Below are 10,861 nucleotides of genomic sequence, written 5' to 3'. Positions count from 1 at the left end.
CGGAAGGTCTGCGAGCAGGTGCCGTGGTGGCGGTAAAAGGCCCCGACCGTGGCAAAGGCCGACGACCGGCCGGCCTTCACCTCCTCATACTCCCTGATCAGGAAACGCCACTTCTGAACATAGTTCCGTTCAATCGTCCGGTCATAGCTGTTGTCGCGCATGGGTCGCTCCTTTCCGCAATCCCATCAGCGAATATCTGAACTCGCACAATTGCGAGGAGGCCGACAGGCCGACGCGGCAATCCAGTCGGCCTTTCGGAAAATATCATCTTGTCACTTGCTTAAGACAACCTGTCGCTTAGTCCGATCTCGAAATGCTGCACGTTCATCTGCATGGCGCATGCAAAAGACAATGCAGCATGTCGAGTGAACGACCGGCCTACAGCACCGATTCCAACAACGCCCGCGTGTTCTCCGGCGTCATGGCGACGGGGTTGCCGCCGACGCTGGGGTCTTTCAGCGCTTCCGCCGTCAACCGGTCGAGGTCGGGGTTTTCGACGCCGAGGCCGGCGAGTGAGGTCGGGATGCCGAGGGCGGCGTTGAGGTCGCCCACAAAGGCATAGAAGCCCTCGAAGCCGCCCGCGATGCCGAGATAGGCGGCAAGGCGGTCGATTTTTTCTTCAATTGCCGGCCGGTTGAACGTCAGCACCGGCTGCAGGAACAGGGCGTTGGTGGTGCCGTGGTGGGTGTGGTGGACGGCGCCGATCGGGTGCGAGACGGCGTGGACCGCACCAAGACCCTTCTGAAAGGCGGTCGCGCCCATCATCGCCGCGCTCATCATGTGGGCGCGGGCTTCAAGGTCGCTGCCGTCGCGAAACACCTTTAGGAGGTTTTCCTTGACGAGCCGCATGCCCTCCAGCGCGATGCCCTGCGACATCGGGTGGTAGTGGGGCGAGGAATAGGCCTCCAGGCAATGGGCGAAGGCGTCCATGCCGGTGCCGGCGGTGATCGCGGGCGGCATGCCGACGGTCAGTTCCGGGTCGCAGATGACGATCGCGGGCAGCACCTTCGGGTGGAAGATGATTTTTTTCACGCCCGTTTCCGAGTTCGTCAGCACCCCTGCCCGGCCGACTTCCGAGCCGGTGCCCGCCGTCGTCGGAACGGCGATGATCGGGGCGATGGCGGATGCGTCGGCTCTGGTCCACCAGTCGCCGATGTCTTCCAGGTCCCAGACCGAAACGGTCTGGCCGGCCATCAGGGCGACGAGCTTGCCGAGGTCGAGGCCCGAGCCGCCGCCAAAGGCGATCACGCCGTCATGGCCGCCGGCCTTGAAGGCGGCAATGCCGGCCGCAAGGTTCTTCTCGTTCGGGTTCGGGTCGACGTCGGAAAAGAGCCCGCGGCCGAGGCCGGCTTTTTCCATGAGGTCCAGCGCGCCCTTGGTGATCGGCAGGGAGGCAAGGCCCTTGTCGGTGACGAGCAGCGGTTTTGCGATGCCGGTGGCCCTGCAGGCATCGGCGAGTTCGGCGATCCGTCCGGCGCCGAAGCGGATCGTCGTCGGATAGCTCCAGTTGGCAGTGGGAGTCATGGAGGTCAGGCCTTCTTGAGGTGATAGGATTTCGGCCGGGTGAGGCTCAGATAGCCGAGGGAGGAGAGCGTCGCGCCGCGGCCGGTCTCCTTGCAGCCCGTCCAGCAGAGCGCCGGGTCGAGATAGTCGCAGCGGTTCATGAAGACGGTGCCGGTCTCTATCTGGCGGCCGATCTCTTCGGCGGCCTTCACGTCCTTCGTCCAGAGGGATGCCGTCAGGCCAAAATCGGAATCGTTCATCAGGTCAATGGCCTCGGCGTCGGACGAGACCTTCATGATGCCGACGACGGGGCCGAAGCTTTCCTCGCGCATGACCTTCATGGAGTGGTCGACGTCGACGAGGATCTGCGGCGCCAGATAGGCGGTCTCGCCGGTATCGGCCGGAAAGAGCTTGGGGTCGATCAGGGCCTTTGCGCCCTTCTCCAAGGCCTCGGCGATCTGCTCGCGGACGACATTGGCAAAGCGCAGATTGGCCATCGGGCCGATGGTGGTCTTGTCGTCCAGCGGGTCGCCGAGGACATAGGTCTCGACCAGGGCCTTGGCCTTTTCCACGAAGGCGTCGAACAGGCTTTCGTGGACATAGATGCGCTCAATGCCGCAGCAGCACTGGCCGGAATTGAACATCGCGCCGTCGATGAGGGTGTCGACCGCGGCGTCGAGGTCGGCGTCGGCGCGGACATAGCCGGGATCCTTGCCGCCGAGCTCCAGTCCGATCGGCGTGAAGGTGCCGGCAGCGGCCTTTTCCATGGTCCGGCCGCCGTTGACGGAGCCTGTGAAGTTGATGAAATCGAAGCTTCCGGCGGCGATCAGCGCGCTGGTGTCGTCGTGGCTGAGGAAGAGGTTGGTGAAGAGCCCCTCGGGCAGACCGGCCTCCTGGAAGGCGGCGCCGAAGCGCTCGCCGGCGAGCAGCGTCTGCGTCGCATGCTTCAACATCACGGCATTGCCAGCGATCAGCGCCGGGACGATGCTGTTGACGGCCGTCAGATACGGATAGTTCCAGGGTGCGACGACAAAGACGACGCCGAGCGGCTCGCGGGCGATATAGCGCTTGAAGGCCTTGTCGTCCTCGATGACGTCGTCGGCGAGCGTCTTTTCGGCGATTCTCGCCATATGGTCGGCGCGCTCTTTGACGCCGCCGATCTCGCCGCCATAGCGCACCGGCCGGCCCATCATATGGGCAAGTTCCACGACCACGTCGTCGTTCATGACCTTGAGGGCCGTGACGGCCGTCATGACGATGTCGCGGCGGTCGGCAAGGGAGCGCCTCGCCCAGGCCTCCTGGGCCGTACGCGCCTTGTCGAGGAGCGCCTCGACCTCGCCAACGGGATGGGTCTCACGCGTGGCGAAGGGCTCGCCGATGATCGGAGAGATACAGGTCAGTGTCGTCATGTCGTACTCTCTGTCGGGGCCTTATGCCCGCTCGAAGCCTCTAAAAATTTCCCAGTCGGTGACCCGGCGGTCGTATTCGAACTGCTCCCACTCCGCCGCATGGACGTAGTGGTCGACGACGTCGTCGCCGAGGGCCGCGCGCAGCATCTTTGACCGCTTCAGGGCCGTTGCCGCGTCTCGAAGGGTACCGGGAATTTCGCGGGCCCGCCGTGCGGCATAGGCGTCGCCCCGGAACTCCTCTTCCAGGTCGAGCTTTTCCTCGATGCCGGCCATGCCGGCGGCGAGCAGCGCGGCGAAGGCGAGATAGGGGTTGAGGTCGGCGCCGCCGACCCGGCATTCGACCCGGACGTTCTTGGTGCCGTCGCCGCAGATGCGGTAGCCGGCGGTGCGGTTGTCCTGGGACCAGACCGCCTTGGTCGGGGCGAAGGTGCCGGCCTGGAAGCGCTTGTAGGAGTTGATGTTCGGGGCGAGGAAGAAGGTGAAGTCGCCGGCGTATTTCAGGAGGCCGGCAAGGTAGTGGCGCATGGTCTCAGACATGCCGTACTGGGCGTCCTTGTCGAAGAAGGCCGGGCTGCCGTCCCTGGTCCAAAGCGACTGGTGGATGTGGCAGGAGGAGCCGGCAGCAAGGTAGTCCCATTTGGCCATGAAGGTGACGGCGCGGCCGTTCTTCCAGGCGATCTCTTTGCAGCCGTTCTTGGTGATGACGTGGTAGTCGGCGTTGGTCAGCGCCTCGGCGTAGCGCACGTTGATCTCTTCCTGGCCGGCCCAGGCCTCGCCCTTGGAGTTCTCCACCGGGATGCCGGCGCCGAAGAGGCCGTTGCGGATCGCCCGCATGACGTCCTCTTCCTTGGTGGTCTGGAAGAGGTGGTAGTCCTCGTTGTAGGGACTGATCAGCGTGAGATCGCGATAGCCCTTGGCGACGGCCTCCTCGAAGGTCTCGCGGAACAGGAAGAATTCCAGCTCCGAGGCCATCATCGGGACAAGGCCCATGGCATCGAGCCGCGCGATCTGGCGCTTCAGGATCGCCCGCGGCGAGACCGGAACGGGCTCGTTTGTGTGGTGGTCGAGGATATCGCAGAGCACCAGGGCCGTGCCGTCGAGCCAGGGGATGCGGCGCAGGGTCGAGAGGTCCGGCTTCATCGTGTAGTCGCCGTAGCCGGCGGCCCAGCTTGCCGACTTGTAGCCCGGCACCGGCTCCATCTCCATGTCGACGGTGAGGAGATAGTTGCAGGAGTGGGTCTCCTCCACGCCCGCGTCGAGGAAGTTCTGGGCGTGGAAGCGCTTGCCCATCAGCCGGCCCTGCATGTCGATCTGGGCCATGATCACCGTGTCGATCTCGCCATTGGCGACCGCGGCTTGGAGCTCGTCAAGTGTCAGGTTACCGGACATTTCTGGTCTCTTTAAAAAGGGTCTGGAAGAGAAGTGCCCTCCCCGCGGCGGGCGGGAAGGGCGTCATCGTCAATGTGCTGGCGGCCTCTAGGTGTAGCGATACGGCCGGCCGGCCTTGGCCATGTCGGCGTTGTACTTCTTGAAGATCTCCACGACCTTGGCCTTGATCTCCGACTCCGCGGCGATCTCGTCCCAGAACTTGTGGGCCGCCTCCTCGACCTGATCCCATTCCTTGTCGGGGATCGAGGTCAGCTTCATCTTGGTGCCGTCGACGCGCAGCGAGGCCTCGCCGCCCCAGTACCACCACTGGCGATAGTAGTGCGAGGAGTCCATGGCCAGCTTCAGGAGTTCCTTCAGATTGTCGGGAAGCTCGTTGTAGCGGTCCATGTTGGCATAGAAGGAGCCGATCCAGGCGCCGGAGATGTTGTTGGTCAGGAAGTAGTTGGTGACGTCCGCCCAGCCGACCGTGTAGTCCTCGGTGATGCCCGACCAGGCGATGCCGTCGAGCTCGCCGGTCTGCACCGCGACCTCGATGTCCTCCCACGGCAGGGTGACCGGCACGACGCCGAACTGAGCCAGGAACCGGCCGGCCGTCGGGAAGGTGAAGACGCGCTTGCCCTTCAGGTCCTCAAGGCTGTTGATCGGCTCCTTGGTGGCGAAGTGGCAGGGATCCCACGAACCGGCCGACAGGTGCTTGACGCCGACCTTCTCGTATTCGGACGCCCAGATCTCGGCGAGGCCGTACTTGTTGAACAGCACCGGCACGTCGAGGGAATAGCGCGAGGCGAACGGGAAGTAGCCGCCGAAGACGGTGACTTCCGTCGGTGAGGCCATGGAGTCGTCGTCCGACTGGACCATGTCGATGGTGCCGGACTGCATGGCGCGGAACAATTCGCCCGTCGGCACCAGGGAGTCCGAGGTGTAAAGCTCGATCTCCATCTGGCCTTCGGCGATCTTGTTGAAGGAATCGATCGCCGGCTTGACCACATGCTCGGCCAGCGCCGGGCCGGCATAGGTCTGCAGGCGCCACTTGATCGGTGCCTGGGCAAGGACGGCCGGGGCGGCAAGGGAGGACGCGCCGACAGCGCCGGCTACGCCCGCATTCTTCAGGAAATCACGTCTCGTCGTCATAAGTTCTCCTCCTTCTGGTTGGCCACCGGTAGGGCCCGTGTGGCATTCGGCAAAGGGCAAGGCCCGGCCGAAACGGTGTCGTGCCCCGACAGGCACGGGATCACTTCCCGTAGACGTAGTTCGGCAGCCACAGCGCGATCTCGGGAAACGCGGTGATGAGCGCGAGACCGACGAGCATGACGAGCACGAACGGGACGATGGAGCGGTAGATGTCGCCAAGGCCGACCTCCTTGGGGGCCATGGCGCGCATCAGGAACAAATTGTAGCCGAAGGGCGGCGTCATATAGGCGATCTGGCAGGTGATCGTGTAGAGGACGCCGTACCAGATCAGGTCGAAGCCGAGCGCCCGGACCAGCGGCACATAGAGCGGCGCGACGATCACCAGCATCGCGGTGTCGTCCAGGAAGGTGCCCATGATCAGGTAGGAAAGCTGCATCAGGATGAGGATTTCCCACGGGCCGAGGCCAAGCTGGTCGACGAAGAAGCCCTCGATCGCCTTGACTGCGCCGAGACCGTCGAAGACGGCGCCGAAGCCGAGCGCGGCGAGGATGATCCACATGAACATGCAGGAGACGAACAGGGTCTTTTCCACGGAGGTGTGGAACACGTGCCAGGTCATGCGCCGCTTCAGGACGGCGGCGATGAATGCCGTCAGCGCGCCGATGGCCGAGCTTTCCACGAGGCTCGTCCAGCCGTTGATGAAGGGCACCATCATCGCGCCGAAGATGGCCAGCGGCAGCAGGCCCGCGCTCAGGAGACGCAGCTTCTCGCGCCGGGAGACGTCGCGCTCTTCGGCGGGCAGTGCCGGCCCCAATTGCGGCTGGAAATAGCAGCGGATGACGATGTAGAGGACGAAGAGACCGGCCATCATCAGCCCGGGGACGACGCCGGCAAGCCAGAGCTGGCCAACCGGCTGGCGCGCGATCATGGCATAAAGGACCAGCACCACGGATGGTGGCACCAGGATTCCGAGCGAGGATCCCGCCTGAATGACGCCGGTCACCATCTGCTTGTCGTAGCCACGCTTCAGAAGTTCGGGCAGCGCGATGGTGGCGCCGATCGCCATGCCGGCGACGGAGAGGCCGTTCATCGCCGAGATCAGCACCATCAGGCCGATGGTGCCGATGGCGAGACCGCCATTCAGCGGTCCCATCCAGACGTGGAACATCTTGTAGAGGTCGTCGGCGATCCGCGATTCCGACAGCACGTAGCCCATGAAGATGAACAGCGGCAGCGTCAGCAGCGGGTACCACTTCATCAGCTTCATCGCTGCGGAAAAGGCGATGTTGGAGCCGCCGACGCCCCACAGCGGCAGGGCCGCGGCGACCGCGACGAAGCCGATGGCGGCGAAGACGCGCTGACCCGTCATCATCATCAGCATCATCGATGCGAACAGGATGAGGGCGAGCATCTCGTAGGACATCAGAGCTCTTCCCCGCGCAGCTTGGCGATATCCTTGAGGAAGACCGCGAGGGACTGGAGCAGCATCAGAAAGATGCCGATGCACATGATGATCTTGATCGGCGACATGTAGGGCCGCCAGGCCGAGTAGCTGCGCTCGGCGTATTTCAACGCGTAGATCGTGCTCTCGATGCCGCCATAGAGCAGCACGCCGAGATAGAAGAACAGGCAGGCGACGGTCAGTGCGTCGGCGAACGCCTTCTGGCGGTCCGACCAGTTGCCGTAGAAAAGGTCCATGCGCACATGGGCGCCCGCCTGCAGCGCGTAGGGGCCGCCGATCAGGTAGTAGGCAGTCATCGTGAACTGCGCCATTTCCAGCGTCCAAAGGGACGGCAGCAGGAAGGTCTTGGAAAAGGACGACCACAGAAGGATCCCCATCATCACGAATATCAGATACATCGTGATGCGGCCGAGGCCCCGATTGAAGGCGTCGATCGCCCGAACGAAGGTCTTCAGGGCTTGCGGCATGGTCAGGCGCGCCCCGCTCTTGTCCTTGAGGTGGAGGTCAGAAGCTCAACCCCGGCGCCGACGAGGGCCGCCAACTGCCCGGCAATGCGCGACTGGTCGCTGGCAGTGCGGATCAGGTCGTTGCGGATCTCGATCATCACATTCGGGATCTGCCGCGGCAGGGCATGGCGCGCCAGCGTGTGGGTGACGCCGTCCTTCGGCCCGTAGGGCTCGTTGGCGCGGATCGCGAGCCGCGTGTGCGCCGGCGCCAGCCTCAAGACCGCATCGGCGAGCCGCGCATCGGCGTCAAAGACGATGCCGAGCTCCACCGGCCGCGTGTGCCCGAAATAGACCGGCGTGAAGGAATGGACGGTGACGAGCACCGGCTCGGTGCCGGCGGCGATGCGCTCTTCGAGGATGCCGTCGATGGCATCGTGGAACGGATGATAGAGCGCATCGGCGCGGGCCGCTAATGCCGCCGGATCGAGATCGCGGTTGCCGGGGATTTCGACGGTCTCGCTGACGAGGCGGACCGCCTCTTCCGCGCCGGGTGGCCGGTTGACGTCGAAGACAAGCCGCGAAAACGCCGACGAGACGACCGTCGCATCGAGGATTTCGGCCATCGCGATGGCGACGGCTTCGGCTCCCGGATCCCAGGCGACATGGCTGACGAGCGCATCGGCCTCCAGTCCGAGGGTTCCGAGCGAGGCCGGGATGCGGTTGCTGGCATGATCGCAGGCGAGGAGGATCGGGCTGCTGGCGCCGGGATTGCGGACCCGCACGGCGGGACCATCCCCTTCCGACAATAACGCTGCGTTGAGCTGCTCAGCCACACCCTGTCCCCGCTGTTTGAAAATATTTGAACAGGTTGAAATGAGCTGTCAATATCTTTTCCAAACGCGCGGCCGGATCGCTGGAAACGCTTCGGGCATCAGAGTATCAGAGCCGCGACAAATCAACGGGTTGGGAGGGAAACGGGGATGGCGGGTGCGGAAAAGACGGTCGACGTCCTGTTGCAGCAGCGCTTCGACGACCTGACCCGGGCGGAGCGCCAGCTCGCCAATTCGCTGCTGGAAAACTGGCCGGTTTCCGGGCTCGCCAGCATCACGGCGGTGGCGCAAAAGGCCGGCGTTTCGACGCCGACGGTGGCCCGCATGGTCAAGAAAATCGGCTTTTCGGGCTTTCCGGAATTCCAGGAGGCGCTGCGCCGGGAGCTTGAGGCGACGATCTCCAATCCGATCGCCAAGCACGACCGCTGGGCCGAGAACGCGCCGGACGAGCACATCCTCAACCGCTTTGCCGAGACTGTCGTTCAGAACCTGCGCCAGACGCTTTTGCACATCGATGCCGCAGACTTCGACCGGAGCTGCGCGCTGCTCGCCGACCGCGGGCGGTCGATTTACATCGCCGGCGGGCGCATCACCTACACCCTTGCCGACTATCTGTTCCGGCACCTGCAGATGCTGCGCCCGGACGTCACCCTGATGCCGACCGGCGCGAATGTCTGGCCGCACCATCTGATGGACATGGAGGACGGCGACGTGCTCCTGCTCTTCGACATCCGGCGCTACGAGAACGAGCTCTTGAAACTCGCCGAGTTGGCCGGGGAAAAGGGCGCGGAGATGATCCTGATCACCGACCAGTGGGGCTCGCCCGTCGGCAAGCACGTGGCGCACCGTTTCAATTGCCGCATCGAGGTGCCGTCGGCCTGGGACTCCGCCGCCTCGCTGCTGGTGGTCGTGGAGACCATCATCGCGGAAATCCAGGCCGCTACCTGGCAGACCACACGGGAGCGGATGGCCGACCTGGAAGACCTCTTCGACAAGACCCGGCTGTTCCGCAAATTCAGCTAGGCATTGCGACCGACGGGAAAAAACGCCGGGTGCTCGATGGGAGCACCCGGCGGTCCGCAAGTTGGCTGTCGGGAAACGACAATTGCAGTGCCCTTCAGGATCAGGTGTAGACGCTGGTGAATTCGCCGGCTTCCTCGCCGGTGTGGTAGAAGATGCCGCGCCACAAATTCTCTTCCGTCCAGGTGATCGGCGGCATGTCCGGCTGGGCCAGATAGCCGAGGCCGGCGAAGGTTTCGTTGCGGTTGCCGGACGGGTCGAAGAAATAGATCGTCGAGCCGCGGGTGATGCCGTGGCGCTGCGGCGTGACGTCGATCTTTACCTTGCGCTTGGCCATGATGTCGGCCGCCTTCAGGACGTCGCTCCATTCGTCGAGGAAGAAGGCGCAGTGGTGGAGGCCCATCTTCGGGCCGCCGACGAAGGCGATGTCGTGCGGCGTCGAGGTGCGGAACATCCAGGTCGCGGCCTGGATGTCGCCGTCGGGGCCGACCAGCACCTGCTCGCCGAGGTGGAAGTCGAGCACCTCCGACATGAATTTGGTGTTTTCCGCGACCTTGTTGACGCCCTTTTCCGGGTTCAGCTCGCACATCAGCAGGGCGTGGTCGAGCCAGTGCGCCTTGACGCCCTTGGTCTCGTCCGGCCAGGGCTCGGGATTGAGGGTGCCGACTGCCTTGCCGAGGAATTCCTTTTCCGCATAGAGCCGCATGTCGTGGCCGCTCGGAAGGGTGAAGCGGATGGCGCGGCCGCAGGCGTTCATCTCGCCGGGCGGCATGTCGGTGACCGCAACGCCATAGTCGGTGATGCGCTTCTTGAACGCGTCGAGGTCGGCGTCCTTTTCCACCTTGAAGGCGATGGAGTTCATGCCCGCGGTGTCGGCCTCGGTCAGAATGACGGAGTACTTGTCCCACTCGTCCCAGCATTTGAGGTAGACGTTGCCGTCGGCATCGGTGTCGGTCCGGGACAGGCCCATGGTGTTTTCGTAGTGGTCGAGGGCCGCATCCATATCGAGCACCCGAAGGTTGATATGGCCAATTCGCATCACACCCATTGTCGTCGTCTCCTCCATTCGAGCTGTTTTTATACCAGGCCGTATTTCCGTTCGCGGCACACGGCCTTTTTCATTTTTCCAAGCACCTTCAGCGTGACGTCGGAGGACGGATAGGCCCGGCAGGCAAGGACGATGCCGCGCGCCTCCTCGTCACTGCTGACATGCTCGCGGCTCATTGTCTTGCCGCGCCAGGTGCCGTCAACGATATGTATCTTGCATACACCGCAGCCACCGCCGTGGCAGCCGGACGGAATGCCCTTCCGGCCGAGCCGGACCATGGCATCCAACAGGTTTTCCTCCCGGGCGCACCCATATGTCTCCCCGGTGTCGAGGATGGTGACCACGTTCTTCGTCATTTTCTTGCCCGCGATTTCGTTGCAAGCGTTACCGACAGTTGTGCCACAATCCGACGCTCAAAAAAACCGTTTTTTTTGTTTTATGACGTTTTTTAATTGGCGGTGCGGAATTCGGATATGTCCGAAGCCGGCAGCTTCCGGTCCGCGCCGGGATCAATGGAGACGGCCGATCCTGCGGGAAAATCGCCGGTTTTACAAAGCCGTTGGCCCGTCGCGCGGGTCGTCCGGGCATGAACGAAAAGGCCACGGCCTACCTCTCTTTGAGGT

The 10,861-nt window shown here is 63.7% G+C and carries 10 protein-coding genes; 1 reads left to right on the top strand and 9 read right to left on the bottom strand.

From position 1 onward, the window contains the following. Positions 1-378 precede the first annotated feature (378 nt). The 7 genes from CH339_RS17880 to CH339_RS17850 form a co-directional block, all read right to left on the bottom strand. Positions 379-1,524, bottom strand: coding sequence for an iron-containing alcohol dehydrogenase (locus CH339_RS17880; protein WP_111435744.1), 1,146 nt, complete (start codon positions 1,522-1,524; stop codon positions 379-381). 5 nt (positions 1,525-1,529) lie between these two features. After that, positions 1,530-2,912 carry an aldehyde dehydrogenase family protein gene (locus CH339_RS17875; protein WP_111435743.1) on the bottom strand — a complete coding sequence of 461 codons (1,383 nt, stop codon included), beginning with the start codon at positions 2,910-2,912 and terminating at the stop codon, positions 1,530-1,532. Between the two features lie 21 nt (positions 2,913-2,933). Then, positions 2,934-4,301, bottom strand: coding sequence for a glutamine synthetase family protein (locus CH339_RS17870; protein ID WP_111435742.1), 1,368 nt, complete (start codon positions 4,299-4,301; stop codon positions 2,934-2,936). A gap of 87 nt (positions 4,302-4,388) precedes the next feature. After that, positions 4,389-5,432 carry a TRAP transporter substrate-binding protein DctP gene (dctP, locus tag CH339_RS17865; RefSeq protein ID WP_111435741.1) on the bottom strand — a complete coding sequence of 348 codons (1,044 nt, stop codon included), beginning with the start codon at positions 5,430-5,432 and terminating at the stop codon, positions 4,389-4,391. Positions 5,433-5,532: 100 nt separating this feature from the next. Continuing rightward, on the bottom strand, positions 5,533-6,855 hold the full coding sequence (locus CH339_RS17860) for a TRAP transporter large permease (RefSeq protein WP_111435740.1): 1,323 nt from the start codon (positions 6,853-6,855) through the stop codon (positions 5,533-5,535). Then, a complete protein-coding gene (locus CH339_RS17855; protein ID WP_111435739.1) occupies positions 6,855-7,361 on the bottom strand; it encodes a TRAP transporter small permease subunit in 507 nt (168 codons plus the stop codon). Before CH339_RS17855 ends, CH339_RS17860 begins: the two co-directional genes overlap by 1 nt. A 2-nt stretch (positions 7,362-7,363) precedes the next feature. Next, entirely contained in the window at positions 7,364-8,122 is a 759-nt protein-coding gene (locus tag CH339_RS17850) for an N-formylglutamate amidohydrolase (RefSeq protein WP_245408167.1), read from the bottom strand. Between the two features lie 198 nt (positions 8,123-8,320). Between CH339_RS17850 and CH339_RS17845 the strand changes: the two genes are divergently transcribed. Then, entirely contained in the window at positions 8,321-9,193 is an 873-nt protein-coding gene (locus CH339_RS17845; protein ID WP_111435737.1) for a MurR/RpiR family transcriptional regulator, read from the top strand. Between the two features lie 100 nt (positions 9,194-9,293). Here the strand turns inward: CH339_RS17845 and CH339_RS17840 are convergent, their stop codons facing one another. Next, on the bottom strand, positions 9,294-10,238 hold the full coding sequence (locus CH339_RS17840) for a catechol 2,3-dioxygenase (protein WP_111435736.1): 945 nt from the start codon (positions 10,236-10,238) through the stop codon (positions 9,294-9,296). Positions 10,239-10,267: 29 nt separating this feature from the next. Further along, positions 10,268-10,582 carry a 2Fe-2S iron-sulfur cluster-binding protein gene (locus CH339_RS17835; protein ID WP_201240932.1) on the bottom strand — a complete coding sequence of 105 codons (315 nt, stop codon included), beginning with the start codon at positions 10,580-10,582 and terminating at the stop codon, positions 10,268-10,270. Between the last annotated feature and the right edge of the window lie 279 nt (positions 10,583-10,861).

Source organism: Rhodobium orientis, from assembly GCF_003258835.1.
Classification (GTDB): Bacteria; Pseudomonadota; Alphaproteobacteria; order Rhizobiales; family Rhodobiaceae; genus Rhodobium; species Rhodobium orientis.
Note: the sequence above shows the minus strand (reverse complement) of the source record. Positions and strands in the feature narration are given on the sequence as shown.

Excerpts from the sequence above, each read along its gene's own strand:
- CH339_RS17880 (WP_111435744.1), bottom strand. The coding sequence starts at position 1,524 with ATGACTCCCACTGCCAACTGGAGCTATCCGACGACGATCCGCTTCGGC.
- CH339_RS17855 (WP_111435739.1), bottom strand. The coding sequence starts at position 7,361 with ATGCCGCAAGCCCTGAAGACCTTCGTTCGGGCGATCGACGCCTTCAAT.
- CH339_RS17860 (WP_111435740.1), bottom strand. The coding sequence starts at position 6,855 with ATGTCCTACGAGATGCTCGCCCTCATCCTGTTCGCATCGATGATGCTG.
- CH339_RS17870 (WP_111435742.1), bottom strand. The coding sequence starts at position 4,301 with ATGTCCGGTAACCTGACACTTGACGAGCTCCAAGCCGCGGTCGCCAAT.
- CH339_RS17875 (WP_111435743.1), bottom strand. The coding sequence starts at position 2,912 with ATGACGACACTGACCTGTATCTCTCCGATCATCGGCGAGCCCTTCGCC.
- CH339_RS17845 (WP_111435737.1), top strand. The coding sequence starts at position 8,321 with ATGGCGGGTGCGGAAAAGACGGTCGACGTCCTGTTGCAGCAGCGCTTC.
- CH339_RS17840 (WP_111435736.1), bottom strand. The coding sequence starts at position 10,238 with ATGGGTGTGATGCGAATTGGCCATATCAACCTTCGGGTGCTCGATATG.
- dctP (WP_111435741.1), bottom strand. The coding sequence starts at position 5,432 with ATGACGACGAGACGTGATTTCCTGAAGAATGCGGGCGTAGCCGGCGCT.